15 protein-coding genes are annotated in these 19,659 nt (G+C 57.4%); 2 read left to right on the forward strand and 13 right to left on the reverse strand.

The window, feature by feature from the left end; genetic code table 11:
* Positions 1–984 precede the first annotated feature (984 nt).
* The 9 genes from GOV38_RS13645 to GOV38_RS13685 form a co-directional block, all read right to left on the reverse strand.
* The gene (locus GOV38_RS13645) at positions 985–1,230 is read right to left on the reverse strand and encodes a CcdB family protein (protein ID WP_171208383.1); all 246 of its coding nucleotides are present in this window, start codon (positions 1,228–1,230) and stop codon (positions 985–987) included.
* 125 nt (positions 1,231–1,355) lie between these two features.
* Positions 1,356–2,162 carry a 5-deoxy-glucuronate isomerase gene (gene iolB, locus GOV38_RS13650; RefSeq protein ID WP_171208305.1) on the reverse strand — a complete coding sequence of 269 codons (807 nt, stop codon included), beginning with the start codon at positions 2,160–2,162 and terminating at the stop codon, positions 1,356–1,358.
* Between the two features lie 22 nt (positions 2,163–2,184).
* On the reverse strand, positions 2,185–2,967 hold the full coding sequence (locus tag GOV38_RS13655; RefSeq protein ID WP_171208306.1) for an aldolase/citrate lyase family protein: 783 nt from the start codon (positions 2,965–2,967) through the stop codon (positions 2,185–2,187).
* A 7-nt stretch (positions 2,968–2,974) separates the two neighbouring features.
* Positions 2,975–3,775: a 2-oxo-hept-4-ene-1,7-dioate hydratase gene (hpaH, locus tag GOV38_RS13660; protein WP_171208307.1), complete on the reverse strand. Its 801-nt coding sequence runs from the start codon at positions 3,773–3,775 to the stop codon at positions 2,975–2,977.
* Positions 3,772–4,626, reverse strand: coding sequence for a fumarylacetoacetate hydrolase family protein (locus tag GOV38_RS13665; RefSeq protein WP_171208308.1), 855 nt, complete (start codon positions 4,624–4,626; stop codon positions 3,772–3,774). Before GOV38_RS13665 ends, hpaH begins: the two co-directional genes overlap by 4 nt.
* Entirely contained in the window at positions 4,623–6,020 is a 1,398-nt protein-coding gene (locus GOV38_RS13670) for a pyridoxal-dependent decarboxylase (protein ID WP_171208309.1), read from the reverse strand. Before GOV38_RS13670 ends, GOV38_RS13665 begins: the two co-directional genes overlap by 4 nt.
* Before the next feature lie 9 nt (positions 6,021–6,029).
* Positions 6,030–7,013, reverse strand: coding sequence for a 3,4-dihydroxyphenylacetate 2,3-dioxygenase (gene hpaD / locus GOV38_RS13675; RefSeq protein WP_171208310.1), 984 nt, complete (start codon positions 7,011–7,013; stop codon positions 6,030–6,032).
* A 33-nt stretch (positions 7,014–7,046) separates the two neighbouring features.
* Complete coding sequence (hpaE, locus tag GOV38_RS13680) at positions 7,047–8,555, reverse strand: 5-carboxymethyl-2-hydroxymuconate semialdehyde dehydrogenase (protein WP_171208311.1); 1,509 nt, start codon at positions 8,553–8,555, stop codon at positions 7,047–7,049.
* Positions 8,556–8,559: 4 nt separating this feature from the next.
* Complete coding sequence (locus tag GOV38_RS13685; RefSeq protein ID WP_171208312.1) at positions 8,560–8,940, reverse strand: 5-carboxymethyl-2-hydroxymuconate isomerase; 381 nt, start codon at positions 8,938–8,940, stop codon at positions 8,560–8,562.
* Between the two features lie 104 nt (positions 8,941–9,044).
* Between GOV38_RS13685 and GOV38_RS13690 the strand changes: the two genes are divergently transcribed.
* On the forward strand, positions 9,045–9,518 hold the full coding sequence (locus GOV38_RS13690) for a MarR family transcriptional regulator (RefSeq protein ID WP_171133215.1): 474 nt from the start codon (positions 9,045–9,047) through the stop codon (positions 9,516–9,518).
* Here the strand turns inward: GOV38_RS13690 and GOV38_RS13695 are convergent.
* A complete protein-coding gene (locus GOV38_RS13695; RefSeq protein ID WP_171208313.1) occupies positions 9,515–11,602 on the reverse strand; it encodes a tetratricopeptide repeat-containing sulfotransferase family protein in 2,088 nt (695 codons plus the stop codon). The genes GOV38_RS13690 and GOV38_RS13695 overlap by 4 nt on opposite strands.
* A gap of 302 nt (positions 11,603–11,904) precedes the next feature.
* Here GOV38_RS13695 and GOV38_RS22605 point away from each other — a divergent pair, with 302 nt between their 5' ends.
* Positions 11,905–15,750, forward strand: coding sequence for an autotransporter outer membrane beta-barrel domain-containing protein (locus GOV38_RS22605; protein ID WP_171208314.1), 3,846 nt, complete (start codon positions 11,905–11,907; stop codon positions 15,748–15,750).
* Between the two features lie 173 nt (positions 15,751–15,923).
* On the opposite strand, the gene GOV38_RS13705 is transcribed toward GOV38_RS22605, so the two are convergent.
* Genes GOV38_RS13705 through GOV38_RS13715 form a run of 3 tightly spaced genes read right to left on the reverse strand, consistent with a single transcriptional unit; the run spans position 15,924 to position 19,430 of the window.
* Positions 15,924–17,921: a beta-galactosidase gene (locus GOV38_RS13705; protein WP_171208315.1), complete on the reverse strand. Its 1,998-nt coding sequence runs from the start codon at positions 17,919–17,921 to the stop codon at positions 15,924–15,926.
* A 43-nt stretch (positions 17,922–17,964) separates the two neighbouring features.
* Positions 17,965–18,801: a carbohydrate ABC transporter permease gene (locus tag GOV38_RS13710; protein WP_171208316.1), complete on the reverse strand. Its 837-nt coding sequence runs from the start codon at positions 18,799–18,801 to the stop codon at positions 17,965–17,967.
* Positions 18,798–19,430 carry a carbohydrate ABC transporter permease gene (locus GOV38_RS13715; protein ID WP_217352093.1) on the reverse strand — a complete coding sequence of 211 codons (633 nt, stop codon included), beginning with the start codon at positions 19,428–19,430 and terminating at the stop codon, positions 18,798–18,800. The genes GOV38_RS13710 and GOV38_RS13715 overlap by 4 nt, the downstream gene beginning before the upstream one ends.
* Positions 19,431–19,659: the final 229 nt, after the last annotated feature.

Consider the following 19,659-nt stretch of genomic DNA (forward strand, 5'->3'; position numbering starts at 1 on the left):
AAAGTGTTTGCCAGAAGACGAATTTCCCGCGTGTCTCGTTAATGTCGCAACCGAACGTCTTCAAATCATGATCCGCGATCGCTGCAACCTCAAGGTTCTGCGGTGGACTTCTTCGAGCTTGACGATTTATTCGACGCTAATCATTCGAGAGGGGCGATGCGGGGCCGCAAAACAAATCAGCGCCCAGATCTCAGCCGTTAGATGTGGCAATGCGACGACCATGTTCCAAAGCTTCCGACGCTTGATGGGTTTGTACTGTATGGGCCGATATATTCTTGTCTGGATATCAATCACAGGTCCGAGCTCATCCTCATACCTTTTGAAAAACCCATCACGGACCCAGAAAAGGCGCTTCATTTCAAGACGTTAGATTGGATTGGTGCCCGATCTCACGACAACCGTAGAACCCGCTGATTTAGCAGGTTTGACATATGCTGCGTGTTTTGAAACATTTCTGCCATTCGCAGAGGAGATTCTAACAATGGACCAGCAAACTCTCTGATACAGCCGCGCACTGACCCGGAATGTCAGAATGCGCAATGTAACGCTCCTGCGGAGGACTCTGACAATGGACATACGACGCTAACCCCTCGTGGGTGTTTTCGGTCGTGAATCTGCACGATTTCAGCTTCTTTTTGTCATGAGGTGCAACATGCCCTTCAAACCACCAAAAACCACCTTCGGGCGGACCCTTCCTGCTGGGGAGGAGCCCCCAAAATCCGCCAAAAGATTCAAAGCCAAAACTAAACCACCGCGCGACCTGCGAATAAAGCCCCAACCGCGCGCGGCCAAACGAATGGATATCCCTGGCAAGGCAAGGGGGCGTTAAAAACAGCAGCGGGGCGTGTCATGCGCCCCGCATTTGCGACAGGGACGGTCAACTGACAAGCACATGTGCGCGAGAAAGCGGCCGCGACATGTTTGTTTTGCGGGTACGAATGAAGTCGCGCGTAATGATGATTATGGTAAATGCTCAGAAACCCTTCATCTGTATGTCGAAGGCGACTGTAATCTGGTCGGACTGACCCGCAAATTACCAATCTTCTCTTTCAAAATAGCTGTCGGAACAGCCGCAAGGAACCGTGTCACCACCCCCATCTCTTGCCTGTCGACCAGAAAATCCGGTTTCAATCGAATGGCCAGTTGGGGTGCAACTTTGGGTGAAAGCAAGGGAACCACGACACGTGTGTTCGGGTCAGTCAGCAAGTCGGTCTGGTTACCCAAAAGCATCCCTTCACTCGAAAAAATGGTTGATGTACGCAACTGAGAATTTATAGCGCCCGCCCCTTACCCGAATTCAATACCTAGCAAACATGCGCATGACCTATGAAGGTCACCACCCAAACCGTGCGCTGTCAGGCGTCGCGCTCCATGATCCACTCGACCTCGGGGGCCGGAACAAAGCGCCATTTGCGCAGGGGCCCGGCCATGACATTCAGGTAATACATCTCAAACCCGTAAGGCGCGCCGCAGGGGTGATGCCCGCGCGGAACCAGCACAACATCTCCGTCCGAAACCGCCATGGTCTCATCCAGCTGCCGATCATCGGTATAGACGCGCTGAATGCCAAACCCATCTGCCGGGTTCAAACGATGGTAATAGGTTTCCTCAAGATAGGTGATCCGGGGGAAATCATCCTCATCATGGCGATGGCTGGGATAGGACGACCAATGGCCCGCAGGAGTGAACACCTCGGTCACCAGCAGGCTGTCACAAAAGTCGGCATCCTCCATCGCGATATTGTTGATATAGCGCGTGTTGTTGCCCTTACCGCGTTCGGTCAGGGTGATGGCCTCGGGGCCGATCCGGCGCGGCCCATGCCCGCCCTTGCCCGGAGCGGTACAGACGGCGATAACGCAATCGGTCACCGCCTCGGCGCGCCAATCACAATCGTTGGGCAGATAGAGACAATGGGGCGCGGTCTTTTCGAACACATCCATACGATCGCCCAGCACACCCCAGTCCTGCCCGGCCCCGGTCAGCCGCGCCTTGCCTTCAACCATGACCAGGATCACTTCGGATTCGCCCGTCACTTCGGCGGCAACATCCCGGGCCCTCAGGTGGTACAATCCGAACCCGACATAACGCCACCCGGCCGAGCCGGACGTGATATCATGAACCTTGCCGCGTTTTCCAAACGGTTTTTTTAACAGATCTGCCATATCGCCCCCAAGCTCTTGCGCCTCAGCTGCCGCCTTTCAGCCCTTGCGCCGCCTTGCCCGCCGCGCGCATCGATCCGGCAAAAACAGTGACATCGATATTGGTGGCCATGACCGTGGCGCCTGCGGCAATGCAAGACGCCTGCATCCCAGGGTCCAGCGTCAAAATGCCCGCAGCCTTACCGGCGGCCACGGCTTTGCGCATCACCTCCAGAATGGCGGCATTGACCTCAGGTGCGTCCGGTCGACCCGGAAAGCCCATATCCGCAGCCAGATCCGCCGGGCCCACAAAAACGCCATCCACGCCGTCCACCTGCAAAATCTCGTCCAGAGCCTCCAGCCCCTTGCGGTTTTCGACCTGCACCAGCAGGCAAATCTCGTCCCGCGCGGTCGAAAGATAATCGGGTATGCCGCCAAATTGCGAGGCACGTCCAAGCGAGGCCCCGACCCCGCGAATGCCTTCGGGCGGATAGGTCACCGCCCGCACCAACTCGCGCGCCTGCTCGGCGCTTTCGACCATCGGGATCAGCAGGGTCTGCACCCCGATATCCAGCATCTGCTTGATGATCCAGGCCTCTCCGATCGGCGGACGCACAACCGGATGACAGGCATGGGCCGCCAGTACCTGCAACTGCGCCACGGTTGACCGCAGGTCATTGGGCGAATGTTCGTTATCGACCACAACCCAGTCAAACCCCGCCGTGGCGCTGATTTCCGCGATATAGGGATCGGCCAGGCCCAACCAGCAGCCGACCTGCAACTCGCCCCGCTTCAGCGCGGCTTTGAACGGATTATGTGGGGTGGGCATTTGTACCTCATTCAAACGTGATACCGACTTGGCCAAACGGGCCGAAATCGGCGTGGATCTCTGTGCCCGGCGGGCATTCGACAGGGCGGATAAAGCTGCCCGACAGGATAACCTGCCCCGGTGCGATGCTCTGCCCGTATTGAGCCATACGTTGCGCCAGCCAAACGACACTTTCAACCGGATCGTTCAAAACCCCAGCCCCCAGGCCGGTCTCTTCGATCTGACCGTCCCGGAAGGTCATCGCCCCAACCCAGCGCAGATCATGAGCATCCACCGCGTGGCGCTGTGGGCCCAGCACGATCCCGGCATTGGCCGCATTGTCGCTGATCGTGTCAAAGGCCGAGCGCGTCTGCCCGCTTTCCGGGTCACGGCGCAGGATACGTGTGTCGAGGATCTCTAGTGCTGGCGCGACATAATCGGTTGCGGCCAGCACCTGATCGCGGGTCACATCCACACCGCTCAGCGGGGCTTTCATGACAAAGGCGATCTCGGCCTCGATCCTTGGCTGAATGAACCGACCTTTGGGCACCTGCGCCCCGGTGTCAAATAGCATATCGTCAAACACGATCCCGCTGTCGGGAATGTCGATATTCAACGCATATTGCATCGCTTTCGAGGTCAACCCGATCTTCCACCCGATCACGCGGCGCCCCTGCGCCAGCTTGGCACGATAAAGCGCGTTCTGAATCGCATAGGCATCATCCATGCCCATCTCGGGATAGCGCAGGCTCAGCAATCCGATCTGCTGCCCGCTGCGTTCGGCCTGCAACAGATCTTCAGCCGCGCGGGCGTGGTCTTCGGGCGTCATGGTGCCTCATCCTCGACCGTATTGCGCAACGTGCCGATCCCCTCGACCGACACCTCGACCAGATCGCCGGGGGTCAGAAACCGGGGCGGATCAAACCGCGCGCCCGCGCCGGTGGGCGTGCCGGTGACGATGATATCGCCGGGCTGCAAGGCCATGAAGGTCGAGATATATTCGATTTGCCGCCGGATCGGAAAGATCATTCGGTTCAGGCTGTCGTCCTGCCGCAGTTCACCATTCACGCGGGTCTGGATCCGCGCTTCATCCAACTGCGCCGCATCGGTGAACGGCACCAGCCAGGGCCCCATCGCGCCAGAACGATCCCAGTTCTTGCCCTGGGTGACGTTGAACTTGGCATGACGCACCCAGTCGCGGATCGTGCCTTCGTTGCACAAGGTCAGTGCCGCGATATGGTCATAGGCCTGCGCCTGAGGAATCCTGCGCCCCCCCTCGCCGATCACGATGGCCACTTCGCCCTCATAATCCAGCTTATGGCTTTCCGGCGGACGGATCAGCGGCCTGTCATGGCCGGTAAACCCGCTGGCAAAACGCGGGAACAAGGACATGTTGCCCGGCTGCGCGGTGCCGTCCTTGTATTCGGCATTCCGGTCCGGGAAATTGACCCCGACACATAGAATGCGCGTGGCATTGGGCAGGACCATCTCATAGGTGAAGTCAGTATGCGAGAACAGCCGCTCCTCAGCCGCCTTGGTAAGTGCAGGCAACCCCCCTGCCCTGACCGCATCCAGCAGCGTCGGCCAATGCGGAAACACCGGATCCAGCGCGATCATCCCCTGATCGTTGACGGCCCCATAATGGGTCTGATCGCCCACGGAATAGGTGGCGAATTTCATGTCAACGACCTCCAGACGTCTGCGATCACCTTGGGCGCCATCATCACCTGTTCGCGCGTCGTGTCGAACTGCCCGACCGAGAACCGGATCACCTTGCGCCCCTCGAACATGCCTTGGGTCAGATAGATCCGCCCGTCGTCATTCAGCGCATCCACCAGTTCTTGTTGCATCGCATCGTCTCCGGGGCAGCGGAAGGAAAACAGGCTCAGGATCGGTTCGGTGACAATTTCGAAATCGTCCAGGGCCCGGATCGCCTCACAGGCCTCGCCGGCCCAGGTAACATGGTTGCGAATACGGGCGCGCAAGCCTTCCAGCCCATAGGCGCGGATCAGAAACCAGATCTTCAGCGCCCGAAACCGGCGACCCAGCGGAATGGTCCATTCCGAATAATTGGTCACCTCGGACCCGCTTGTCTTCAGATATTCCGGCTCGATCTTGAGCGTGTTCAGCTGCGGCTGCGGATCGCGCAGAAACTGGACCGAGCAATCAAACTGCGCGCCCAGCCATTTATGCGGGTTAAAGACAATACTGTCATAGCCTTCGACCCCATCCCAGAAATCCTGGCGAAACTCGGGGCAGATCATCGCGGATCCCGCCCAGGCAGCATCCAGATGGGTATAAAGGTTTTCGCGCTGCGCAACAGCCAGCACGTCACCCAAACGGTCACTGGCCCCAACCCCGGTGCCGCCGGTGGCCGCGATGATCCCGGCAGGGAAATGACCTGCGTCGCGATCCTTACTGATCGCCTCCTGCAACGCACCAACATCCATCCCGTGACGCGGCCCGAGTGTTGGGATCTTGATCAGGTTTTCCTGTCCGATCCCGGCCACCCAACAGGCTCGATCAATCGAGGAATGCACCTGATCCGAGCAATAGATGCGCAACGCGCCCTTGCCGTTCAGCCCGTCGCGATTGCCGGTAAAGCCGGTTGCCCGCTCGCGCATGGTCAGAACCGCAGACAAAGTGGCCGAGGACGCGCTGTCCTGGATCACACCGGTATACCCCTCGGGCAGGTCCAGCGCTTGCCGCAACCAGTCGATCATCACCTGCTCCATCTCGGTCGCCGCCGGAGAGGTCTGCCACAACATGCATTGCGCTGCGATCGTGGTCACCAGCATCTCGGCCAGCATTGATGGTGGGGCTGCATTGGCCGGGAAATAGGCAAAGAACCTGGGGTGCTGCCAATGGGTTATACCGGGCATGACGATCCGCTCGAAATCACCCATGATCTGCTCCATTTCTTCGGCGACCTCGGGCGGGTGGCCCGGCAATTGCGCTGCAATCTCACCCGGCGCGGTCTGCGCCCGCACGGGACGGTCGGGCAGAGATTTGTGATACTCCTCCGCCCAATCCGCGATCTTCTTGCCCCAGTCGCTGAAATCCTCCCAGTCCATAGACCCCCCTTATGGTGCGATGATCGGTGTAGCGTAGAGATCAGGCTCTCGCACATCCGTGCCCACAAATCTTGTGCCATGTTCGAACCAACTGCGCGGCGCAGGCGCGCCCCACAAGGTCTGACGCTGCGGGTCCTTCAGATCCCATTTCAACGGTTCATGATCGGGATCGACCGTATGGTAATCCGAGCTGTAGATTTCAATCCGATGCCCGTCCGGGTCAAGGATATAGAGGAAAAACGCGTTCGAAATGCCATGCCGCCCCGGACCGCGTTCGATATTGCTGACATAGCCGGTGGTCGACATCACATCGAGCAAGTCGATGATGTGCAACGGGTTGGCCACCCAAAAGGCCACATGGTGCATCCGAGGGCCCGTCCCGTTGGTGAAGGCCATATCATGCACCCCACCTTTGCGATGCAGCCACGCGGCCCAAAGCCGCTTACTCTCCTCGTCTTCGGTATACTCCGTCACCCGGAATCCCATTTCGCTGTAAAAGGCCACGCTGTCATCGACATTGGGGCTGAAACAGTTGAAATGATCGATCCGCAATGGGCGCACCCCGTGATAGCGGGCATAATCCTGATGGATCGGCGTGAGGCGGTCCATCTTGTGGTAAAACTCCAGCGGAATGCCAAACAGGTCCGAGGTCAGCAGCGTCCGCCCCTGATGCGGGCGCTCGATCCACTCTGTTGGACGTCCTTTTGCCTGAAACCACGCCTCAGCTCTGTCCAGATCCTGTTCATCAAAGACCTTGAACCCCATCACCTCGACCGTGCCGGGCTGATCGGATTTCTGCAGGATCACGCTATGATGCCCACGCTCTTCCAACGCGCGCAGATAGATATGGCTGTCGCTTTCTTCAGACACCTGCAAGCCAAACAGATCGACGTAAAAAGCGCGCGATGCGGCCAGATCGCTGACATTCAGGCACACATGGCTCAGACGGATGGTGTTGAAATCCGGGTATAGATTCGGAGCGGGTACGGGCATGTCAAACTCCTGAGCTGACGATCGGCATGAGGTCTAAACCCCCAGCCGGGTGATCTTATGTTGACCGGTGGCAAAGCCGATATGTTTCTGTTCCATGTAAAACTCGAACGACCAATCCCCACCATCGCGCCCGATGCCGCTGGATTTGACGCCGCCAAACGGGGTTGGCAAATGGCGCACATTCTCCGAGTTCACCCAGATCATCCCGGCCTCGAGCCGGTCGGTAAAGCGCAGCGCGCGGGTCAGGTCATTGGTCCAGACATAGCCGGTCAGGCCGTAAGGCGTGTCATTGGCCAGTTGCAACGCTTCGTCCTCGGTCGAAAACGGGATCGCGGTCAGCACCGGGCCAAAGATCTCTTCCCGGGCAATGCGCATGTCATTGGTCGCGTTGGTGAACAAGGTGGGCCGCACGAAAAACCCTTCATCGCCAACGGTCTCGCCCCCGGCGGCAATGGTTGCGCCATCCTGTTTGGCAATGTCGAAATAGGCGGTGACCTTGTTGAAATGCTCTTCAGAGATCAAAGGCCCAATTTCCGTCTTCGGGTCCAGCGGATGGCCGACGCGGATGGCGTTGACCCTCTCGATTAACCTGGCCTCAAACTCGGCCCGGATCGAGTCTTGTACGAGCAGCCGGGATGAAGACGTGCAGCGCTCGCCATTGATCGAATAGATCATGAAGATCACCGCATCCAGCGCCCGGTCCAGATCAGCATCGTCAAACACAATGACCGGGTTCTTGCCGCCCAGCTCCAGATGGTTGCGCTTGAGCGTATCCGCCCCCTGTTTGGTGATCAGGCTGCCTGTGCGACTTTCGCCTACAAAGGCGATGGCGCGGATTTTGGGATGTTCGCACAGCGCTTTGCCTGCCCCTTCACCGAACCCGTTCACCGTGTTCAGCACGCCCTCGGGCAACCCGGCCTCTTCGGCGATTTCGACCAGAAGGCGCGCGGTCAATGGGCTGGCCTCGGCCGGTTTGTGAACCACAGTGCAACCCGCCGCCAAGGCAGGTGCAATTTTCCAGGTGGACAGCATAAAGGGCGTGTTCCAAGGCGTGATCACCCCAACCGGTCCGATGGGGACGCGGGTGGTGATGTTCATCAAGGTGGGTGATTTCAGATGCTGCCCATCGCGGGCCTGCACAACTTGATCGGCGAAATACCGGAAATTCTCGGCACCGCGCAGCGCCGCCTTGGACATGAACTTGAACGCCTGCCCGGTGTCCCAGCATTCGCACAAGGCAATCTCTTCCGCGCGGGCCTCAATCGCCTCGGCCACGCGGATCAGGATGGCGCGGCGTTCTTTGGCGGGCATGTCGCGCCACCCTGCAAACGCGTCCGCTGCTGCCAGCGCCGCGGCGTCAATATCCTCAGGCCCTCCTCGCGCTACCTTACAGATCAGGCTTTTGTCCACCGGCGAAATCGTGTCGAACACACCGCCCGATCCGGGCCGATCTTCGCCCGCAATGCGGTTCTGAATCCCGCCCTCACGAAACCGCGCCAGCAACACTTCAAGCTTTTTGATATTCTCGTCGCGTGTGGTCATGTGCTTACTCCAGATGATCCCGGATCGTGCCGCATTTCGGCGAATACCGGGCATCAATGTCGCGCAGTTCGGCAGACAAGGCCACCGGGCGTTTGGCCATCACCGGGCCCAGAAAATCCTGTGCCGCCTCAAAGATCTGGGTCACCACGTCCTGCTTGACCGCATTCGGGCGCCCTTCGCGGATACGCAGACTGATATCGACAAACCCATGCTTTGGATCCCCATCCGCAATGGCATAGTGATCCACCCGCACCGCCCGTACCCGAAGACCAGGCATCGGCAACGCCTCGATCTGCACAGCCCGCTGCCGGATCGCCTCGCACAGGGCCGACATGTCAACGATCCTTTCAAGGTTCCCTGAATACTCGATCTGAATATGCGGCATGGCGTTCAGCTTTTATTTTACATGTTAACTAATGACAGTCTTACCCAAGCTTGCAGAGTCGAGTCAATCGATTTATTTAACATGTGATGTAATCACGGTGCCTCATGACCAAACCCGCCCCCTCTCATCAACGCACTTCCCTGCCCCCGACCCGCAAGTCTTTGCCCGTGTCGCTGATACTGGCGCGCGAGGCGGTCATGGCTCCTATCCGTAAAATGCTGCTCAAGGCTGGCATCACCGAGCAGCAATGGCGGGTTCTGCGGGTGCTCAGCGAAAGCGGGCCGATGGATGCGGGCAATCTTGCCAAACGCGCAGGTCTGATGTCGCCCAGCCTGACGCGGATCGTTCAATCCATGCAAAGCAGTGGCTACGTCCAGCGCGAAACCGACGCCGATGACCGGCGACGCCACCATATCGCGATCACCTCGCAGGGTCAGGCAATCATCGACACGCATCTCAGCGAAGCGATTGAGATCGCAGAGCACTATCGCACGCTCTTGGGTGACAAAGATCACGACAAGCTGTTGACCCTGCTGCAAAAACTGGCCGACAAGCTACAGGATCAGGTCAGGCCCTAGATTCGGTTGTCACCGATCGTGTCGATCAGCGGTTGCAGATGCGTCTCATAGCGCCGCCACTTCTCTTTTGAGCTGCGATACAAAGGCTGGCGCACCTGTTGCACGCTGGCTGTGCGCACACGACGTTTGCCGGAATGAAAGCTCAGACAATCGTCGGCCCAATCCAGCCCGCAATAGGCCAACATCCCGCGCGTGACGGTTTCAATGTCATCCACCAGCTCTTCGTAGCGGATAGAATGGAACGCGTCGCTTGGCAGAACATCCCGCCAATGGGACATGATCCGCACGTAGTTGTTGTAGTACCGCCCCAGCTCGACCAGGTCATAACTGTGTTGCTGGCTGCGCTCGAACAGACGGGTGTAACAGGACAAGCAGATATCCAGCGGATCGCGGCTGATATGAATGATCCTGGCATGTGGCATCAGCGCATGGATCAGCCCGATCATCTGGAAATTGGCGGGCATCTTGTCGACAACACGGGGCGCGTCACCACCCACAGCGGTCAAAACATCCACAAAATCCTCGGCCCGGCGCGTCAATTGATCCGCAGACATGGTGCGGATTGCAGCGGCCACATTTGCCTGACCCGCGCCAACCGAGCCAAACAGCGCCTGTAGATCGTTCAACTCACCCGCGCCAAACACGTCGGGATGCGAATCCAGAATAGACTCGGTCAGAGTGGTGCCCGACCGTGGCATTCCCACCACAAAGATCGGCTTGGCGCTGGAAATGGCGTTCTGCCGCAACTGCGCAATTCGGTTGGCATCGAAGGTTAAGATCAGATCGTCAACCATCCGATCCGTCGCATCCGCATCATAAGACACCAGGCCCCGCTTGATCCGGGCGCCCTGCTGGAACTGCGCAAAGGCGTCGTCATAGTGCCCCAGCTTGTCATAGCATTCGCCCAACGCATAATAGAACGCCGCCGCCTTCGGGAGAACCATGCTGTCCACCTCGGGCAGTGCCGCCTGAAGCGCCTGAAAAGACGGGCTATCTTCGGTGATTTTGCCCAACCGAACCAAGGCAATATGCGCGCTCAGCGCATCGTCAGGGGATTGAGCCGCCGTTTCGAAATAGTCGCGCGCTGTGTCGAAATCTCCCTGCTCGACGGCCAGATGACCCAGCGCCAGACGGCTTGCCATCAGCTTGGGCTTTTGCGCAATCGCCTTGTTGTAAAGCGCCGTGGCGGCCTCGACATCGCCCAGATGCGCTTTAACCAGCCCCGCCTGATGACAGGCCGCAGCGTTGTCGGGCTCAAGCCGCAGGGCTTGCTCTGCTTCGATCAGCGCAAGCTTGGGGTGGTTCTTCTCAAAAAGGACCTGAGACAGGCCTACATAGCTTTCCGGCTTACGATCATCCAAAACAAGCGCGCGCCGAAACGCCTGTTCGGCACGATCCAGATCATTCTCCATGACGCAAATCCGGCCCAGATTGCGCTGAAATTCGGCATCCTTGGCAAAGCGCGCACCCTGCCCTTTTGCAAAGCTTCGTGCCTCGGCAATCCGCTCGGCCTCGATCAGAACCGAAATCAGGTTGTTGGAGGTCTCGGCCGAGCCCGGATTGACCCGCAGCGCCGTGCGATACTGCGTGATTGCCGTGTCGCGATCCCCTTGATCCCGCGCAATACTGCCCAGATTGTTTAGCGCCCGGTCGAAATCGGGCGACAAGGCAATCGCACGCGCTTGCGCGGTTTTGGCCTGATCAAGAAGCTCCAGATCGTAGTAGACGAGCCCCAAATTGGACTGCGCCGCCGCGTTCCCCGGCTCCAGATGTACCGCGCGCTCACCAACCGCCCGAGCCTGGTCCAACCGACCGGCCTGGCGCAGCACTTCAGTAAAATTGGCCAGAAAATGCGCATTATCTGGCTGTATTTTCACAGCTTTTTCCAATAGCGAAACAGCTGGATCAACCTGCCCGGCTTGAAACGCCACGAGCCCCAAAAGATGGTGCGCCTGCGCATGTTTCGGCGCAAGTTTGACAATCTGGGAAAACAACGCCGCCGCCTGCTGCAACCGGCCAGCCTGATAGTGCGAGACCCCAAGCTCAAACGCCTGTTGAATCGAAAGCTGTTTTTGTTGCGTCATCGCCCTGCCTCTGGATCGCCGACGTTATTCAAGGATCTAGGCCAGCCCCGCTCTGGTAGCCCAAACACCAAAGCGCGTCCATCCTCTGCCACTCCGATAGGTGCGATCTAACCCCAGCATATGTGTGTTCTTTATGCCATACTACAAAATCTTCGAAAGTTTTACGCAAAGGCCATATTTGCGCCCACCTTGAGCACTACGCTAACGGATCAGTAAACGTATAAGTGAATTTCGGGGTTAATCTTGATATGAAGGGTTGTGCAGCGACAAACACGCCGTCGCGTGTATCGCGTGGTGGGCGAGTGGTGAAGTGGAAGGGGCAGATCGCAAGCGTCGCCCCTTCAGTGTTCCTGGCAAGCGTATCGGTTGCGGCATTGTCGGCTGGTATCGCAGCGGCCCAGGTAATCTCGGCACCGCAGACCACACAAGAAGTGGTTGTTGTCGACAACGACATCACGATCACGCCGACCGGAGCAATCAATCTGACCACAACAAGCGGTCCGTCGCTTTTTGTTGTTCCCGATTTTGGCAGCACCCTCACAAATAATGGCACGATTTCCGGCCCATCGGCCGGGGGTAATGTTGGGGTGGGTGCGTTCTTTGACGGGCAAATCCTGACCAGCGGCCAGATCATCAACAATGGCACCATTGACATCAACGCAATGGGCTCCGGCGTTTCTGCGGGCGGTTTGGTGTTCGACGACGGTGTCGAAGGCGCGGTAACCAATACCGGCACGATCACGGCTATTGCCGACAGCGCCGGTGGTGGCGCAAACGCCGCAGGCCTTTTCTTTGATGACGGCGCCGAATCCACCGCCACGATCCGAAATGACGGCATCATCACCGCCCAGGCCGACAGCGACGGCTCCAGCTTTGCAGGTGCGTTCGGGTTTTCGTTCTTTGATGACGTCGATACATCCGTTGTCAACACCGGCACCATCACCACGCTTGCACGCGATGCCAGCTCGGTCACGGCCATGGGCCTGTTTTTTGCCACGGATGTGAATGGCAACCTCAGCAATAGCGGATCCATCACGGCAACCGCCAACCAAGGCACCAGCGCCCAAGCCATAGGTGTACGCGTCAACAATGATATTAACGGCAACCTGACCAACAGCGGCACCATCAGCGCAACCGGCAACGGTTTCAGCAGCGCAACCGGCTGGGGTTATCACATCATCGGTGATCTGAATGGCAGCCTGACAAATAGCGGAACACTCCAGGGCATCGCCAACTCCACCGGCGCCTCAGCCGACGGTGCAGGCGTCTACATTCAGGGCGACACGACCGGCAACATCACCAACACCGGCACCGTGATCGGCAACGCCCAAGGTAGCACATCCGCAACGGCGGCAGGCCTCTACCTGTCGGGTGACCTGAATGGTAGCTTCAATAATTCGGGTAGCATCAGTGCCACAGCAAATGCGACAGACGGAGAAGGCGAAGCAAACGGCCTTTATGTATCTGGCACGGTGACCGGGAACGTTACAAACAGCGGCTTGATCATCGCTCAGGCCGATGGCGCGTCCTCGGCAACCGCTGTTGGCATTGAAATTCGTGACGGCTTGAACGGGCAGTTCTTGAATTCAGGAACAATTACCGTTCGCGCGACGGACAATGTAAGCGAAGAGGTCGAGGCGACCGGGGTCTACATTCGCAACAGTGTGACCGGAAACATCACGAATACTGGCGTGATTGATGTTCTTGCCGAAGGATTCTCATCGGCCACAGCGATCGGCTTTGACATAACCGGTGGATTGAACGGGAACTTCAACAATTCCGGCACCATCAGCGTGCGCGCGACAGACCAAACGGACGAGGCGGTCGCCGAAGCTATCGACATCTCGGGTGGTGTGACAGGCAACATTACCAATAGCGGCACAATATTTGCCCGCGCCGACGGCGAAAGTTCAGGAACCGCCTATGGGTTTGACGTAAGCGGCGGCGTGACCGGAAACTTCAACAACTCTGGTACGATCACGGTAATCGCGACTGACCGGACCTCCGAGGCCGAGGCCTATGGGGCCGATATCAGCGGTGGTTTGGCCGGGAATATCTCCAACAGCGGCTCGATTTCCGTACGCGCCAAGGGTGATACATCTGCAACCGCTTACGGCATCGACGTATCCGGAGGGCTGACCGGAAACTTCGACAACTCTGGGACAATCTCTGTCCTCGCGGATACGCTGGAAGAAGAATCCGAGGCTTTTGGTCTTTCCGTGACCGGCGGCACAACCGGTAGTGTCACCAATGCAGGGAGCATCGCAGCAACCGCAATTGGCGAAACCGAAGCGACAGCCGGCGGGCTTTACCTGATCGGCGGTGTTGGTGGAAACATCACAAACTCCGGCACTATCTCGGTTGAATCTGTTGATCTGAGCAGTTCAGCCGAAGCCTTTGGCATCTACAGCAGCGGTGGCGGCACGACCGCAGGCAACGTGACCAACTCTGGCACGATCAGTGTCACGGCGCGCAGCCCCTCTTCTGCAAGCGTCGAAGCGCAGGGCATTGCGATTACGAACATCTTGGGAGGATCCCTGTCGAATACTGGCTCGATCACGGCGATCGGTACCTCAGCCGGCAATAGGGCCGTGGTACAGGGCATCTACCTTGATGAAGACACAAGCGCGGCGATCCGCAACAGCGGCTCGATTGTTGCGCGGGCCAATGCCAGTACGAATGGCTCGGCGCAGGGCATCCAGCTTGAAAGCACCTATGGAGGTGCACTGAGAAACTCGGGCTCGATCACGGCCTCGGCCGTATCCGCCGGAAATGGGCCGTCAGATCAGGTCAGCGCCGCGGGCATCTGGGTCGAGGATATGCAGGGCAGTTTTGCCAATACCGGTGTTATCTCGGCCAGCGCTTCGCGTGCCGAAACCTCGCAAGCCTTTGGTTTGTATTTCGAAAACTTCGACGGGGTGATCACCCGGGTGGGCCAGATCTCGGCCAGTTCGGACACCGGAGATGCCTATGCCATCTTCTTGGGCACAGGTACCGGCACGCTGAACATTGTCACCACCGATCAGGTCAATGGGCTGATCCGAGTGCAGGATCACAACGTCAATCTGGATGCAGTCAGCGGTGGCGCGGTGTTCCGTTTTGAGGACGCAGCCCCGGGCAGCGGCGCCTTTGTCACCACTGTCTCGGACGACCGGTTCGCCTGGTTCATCGAAGATGAAGATGGCACTGATCCGATCTATGCCAGCGTCGATGCGGTCGACCTGCTGGCCCAGGCCAACCTGACAGCCTATTATGGTGAGTTGATCGGCCGGTCGGCAGATACGCTCAGCTTTGAGCCCGAGGCACAAGTGACGCGCAACGCTGCGGGCGGTATCTCACGTTTCTCGATCGGTGGGTTCCGTCCCTTTGCCCTGATCGAAGGGGAATCGCGCGAGTTTGAAAACATCCCCGGCAGCGACACTGATGTCACCGTCTTCAACGGCAGCGCCGGGTATTCCGGCCATCTGGAAAACGGTTTGGCCCTTTCGGCCGGGATCGGCGTTTTCCGCTCTGACGGGGATACCAGCAATATCGATTTCGACACGGACGGCTTTTACGTCAACGCCGCTGTCGGGCGTCAGTTCGGCGCCTATCAGGTCGAGGCGGGCCTTGGATACGCGTGGCTGTCCACCGACCGCACGCGCCAGATCAGCGGCAGTAGCGATGCCCAGGCCGATTTCGACAGCACCTTGTGGACCGTCCATCTGGGCGCTCAGCGTGCCTTTGACGTCAGTGACAAAATTGGTCTGCTAGGCTTTGGAGAGGTGCGCTATAGCAACCAGGACGATGACAGCTATACCGAAACCGGTTCACTGGCCAACGTCACGGTTGGCGACAGCACGACCGAGGTTGTCGAAGCACGGTTGGGTATCGAGATCGACAAGGTTCTCAACAGCGGTGGCACAATCTATGGCCAGCTGAGCGGAGTGGTGCGCGAAAACCTTGATGACACCAGCGCAGCGGTGACACTCTTCTCGACGACCCAGACCCTGTCTTTTGCCGCAAATGACTTTAGCGGTGGCAGCATCGAAATCGGCTATGAGCACCAGTTCTTCGACAATATGCGGTTCGAGGCCAATGCCGAACAAGAGTTTGGATCTGATGCACAAGGACCGAACTTTCTTGCCGGGCTACGCTGGTCTTTCTGACCCTTTCAAGCCTTGAGACTTTTGATCCGGGCCAGAGCAATTCTTGTTCTGGTCCGATCAGGACCCACAGCTAAGACCACCAGCCGAGCTTTGTTCTCTGCCCCCAAATGAAGATCCGGCGCTTGGCACTCGGCCTGCCGCTGGTTCTATACCGGTTTACGGATGCTCAGTTTTTATACGCGCGGTCCAAGACAGGTCACGCCGCACGGCTCTAATTGCAAAGACCCCATTTCAAGTTTCCGGCCCTTGGCAATCGAAGTAATATCTCGCGTTTTGCTTCCATAGTTAAACACATAACTCAGTTGCCCGTTATCGCGGATTCGCAGGTCCTCGGGCAGATCGATCCATTTGATCTTTGCCAGATCAAGCGCTCGACGCACTTGTTTGTCTTGCATTTTTTCGTCCCCACGCCCGGCAAGATAAATCACTTTGCCTTTCTGCAAAACAGCCGGCCCACCTGTTTCCAGCCGTTCGATCACGTCAACACTTTCTCCTGGTACAATGTCCTCGCGCCAACCGGCAAAGGCCTCACTGTTGGCGATCTTGAATGGTGCAAAGGGCCTTCGAGTTTCGACGCGCCGCAATGCGATGTCGATGAGTGATTGAAGCGGACCCGGTGGTAGGTTTTCAGGGATAGCAAGGTTACGTGTCTTCGCCCCCGTCCATGGACCTGCAAGAATGACGGCCTCACTGCGGTCGAGCGCTTCTGCGAAAGCATCAGTACAGTGCACGAGCATGGGCATCACTATCAGCTTGCGGCTGGAAATGGCGTCTGTCGAAGGCGGTATGATGTCAACGCTGATCCCAGCTCGTCGCAGGGCGCAATAGCTACGGAAGACGCTATCGAAATGTGATGCGTCTGCAGCGACGGGCATGATTTCGGTCATCCATTGGCTGTCGTAGTCAAAGACAAGAGCGACATCAGATCTCTTGTTCACCGGCACAGGGGTGTGAGTGGCCAGATCCGCTGTTATCTCTTTGCAAAGCTCATACCCATGATTTGGCGTTCCGTCAGGTAACAGTAGGCCTTCGTGCATCTGTTCCTGTGCGAAATGTGGTTGGCGCCACCGAAAGAAGCTTACGACCTCTGCTCCAGCCGCAAAGGCCTCCCACACCCAGAGTCGCCCCGCGCCGGGTTTGGGTTCCGGATTGAATGCGCCCCAATTGAGCGGCCCCGGTGGCTGTTGTTCCATTACCCACCAGCGCCCGTTTTCCGTGCCCTGCCGCATCTGGCCACAAGTTCGGTACAGATCATGATGAAACGCGTCAAAATCTGGGTGACCAACACCCATGTACCGCTCCATAAAAACCGGATCCCCTATCTCGCGATCGAGGAAACCCAAAGGATACGCATCCCAAGTTGCGATATCGAGATCGGCGCTTACGGCGTAGTGGTCAAATTCGAAAAACTTGCCCATAAAGTTGTGGCTGATTGCCCTACCGGGTGAGTGGAGACGGATGATTTCTGCTTGCAACCGATTGAAGGCCACCACTTCATCAGAAGCAAATCGGCGGAAATCAATCAAATGGGACGGGTTAACCTGCGTCACAGCCCCCACTGGCAGCTCGATCTCATCAAATGATCTGTATTCCATCGACCAGAATACATTGCCCCAACTTCGATTTAGCGCTCCGATACTTTGATATTGTTGGGCAAGCCAATCTCGGAAACCCAATAGTGCAGCCCGCGAATAGGAAAGTGTTGTCCGGTGACATCCATATTCGTTGTCGGTCTGCCAGGCCGCGAGGGCTGGGTGTTCACCATAGCGTTTTGCCAAAGCAGTTGTGATCCGAGCGCATTCGGCCCTGTATCCCTTATGACTAAAACAATAGTGTCGCCGGGATCCAAAGCCCCTCACCCGACCATCGGCCCCAACTGGCAGCATGTCTGGCATCGCATCGACAAGCCACTTGGGTGGTGTTGCCGTTGGGGTGCCCAAAACGACCTTCAAACCCGCTTCGGCCAAGATCTCAAAAGCGTGGTCAAGCCAAGCCCACTCAAAGCGACCTGGTTCCGGTTCCAGGCGCGACCATGCGAACTCACCGATCCGGACAAATTCTATCCCTGCCTCGACCATCATGCGCGCATCTTGTGGCCAGCGATCCTGCGGCCAGTGTTCAGGATAATAGCAAACGCCAAGCGTCTGATATGAAAGCGGCTTACGAGGCATGAATTGGACCTATTGGTGATTTATTGGAAAGCATGTGAACTGGTCATTTGATTGCACCTGCGGTAATCCCCGCTAGGAAGAAACGCTGCAGGAAAACAAAGACCACAAGCATTGGGGCGGTCATCAAGGTCGCCCCAACCATGACCCCACCCCAGGACACGTCGACCAACCCAAATAGTGAGCCGAGCGCGACTGGTGCGGTCATCATCGTTTTGTCGTTTGATATCAGCAGAGGCCACAGATAGTTGTTCCAGGAGTGCAGGAACAAAATGATCGAGAGCGCCGCCAGCATTGGCTTTGCCAGAGGCATCGCTACAAAGACAAATATCTGCCATTCTTTGACCCCTTCGACGCGCGCTGCGTCAAAAAGCTCTTTTGGCATTGATGCAAATGCTTGCCGCATAAATAGCACGCCAAGCGAATTGAAAAGCGGGGGCACAACAAGCGCAAACCAGGTGTTTGAAAGACCAAAGTCTCGGGCAACCATGATGAATTGCGGAATTACCACTACAAAGTACGGCAAAGTCAGTGTGCCCAAGATTAGGCCCAGAACGACCCATTTTCCGCGAAAACTGTAGATCGCGATTGCCCAGCCAGCCATTGACGTTAGCACCACCGAAGCAGCTGTATAAACAAGAGCGACAACAAAGCTGACAAAGACAGTCCGAACGAATTCGAGGTCTTCCTGAAGACGTTCGAAATTGGTGAAAAACTCTGAACCGGGCCATAGCTGGATTTCTGGGGAAAAGATGGCTTTGTCCCCAAGCGTCGCGAACACGAACATCAACCAGATCGGCATGAGCCAGACGAGCGCCAATGGCAGAATAAAGGCATGTAGACCGAACGCTCGCCAACGCGTTGTACTGTTTTGCGCGCTCATGCGTCATCCTCACGCGAGACCCAAAGGTTCACAGCAGAGATCACAAGAGCGAGCGCGGCGATGGTGTAGGCGATCGCAGAGGCATATCCGAAGTTCAGGTTCAGGAAAGCTTGCTTATATAGGAACAACCCAAGCGTTTCGGTCGCGCCACCAGGCCCGCCGACATTCGTGATCAAAAACGGCTCGGCAAAAAGCTGCATCGAACCAATAGTCGACAGGACCAGACAAAAAACGATGACAGGCTTAATCAGCGGTAAAGTGATATACAGAAACTGCTGTCGCGGTGATACCGCATCCAAAGTAGCGGCTTCGTAGACATCTTTCGGAATAGACTGGAGCCCCGCGAGCAAAATGATCGCATTGTAGCCGACCCATCGCCAGGTAACAGCAAGGATGATCAATGCCATCGCCGCCGTCGGGTTTGCAAACCAGTCGATCTTAGGGAGCCCGATACCGACCAGCGCCTTGTTCACAATCCCGAATTCAGCGTTGAACATCAGTCGAAAAACCGCTGCATAAGCTGCTTCCCCGATCACGACCGGCGCGAAGAACGCGAAACGTACTATACCTTTAGCTCGCAATAGCGAAGAGCTAAGCATCACGGCCAGAACGCAGGCCAACGAGATCATGATCGGAACCTGTATGGCTAGTATTGTCAGCGTATTCTTCAAAGCATTGTAAAACGCGGGGTCCTGCGACAGCCGACCCCAAGTCATGGTCGGATCAAAGGACCAAGGTGCACGACGCGTTGAAAGAAAGGACAGGTAAAAGGAATACAAGATCGGCCAAGCCCAAAACGTTATGAAAATTAACAAGTAAGGGCCGATAAAGCCGTAGGCGGTTTTTGTGCGCAAACGC

It is taken from the genome of Ruegeria sp. HKCCA5839, from assembly GCF_013035585.1.
In the GTDB taxonomy this organism is placed as follows: Bacteria; Pseudomonadota; Alphaproteobacteria; order Rhodobacterales; family Rhodobacteraceae; genus Ruegeria.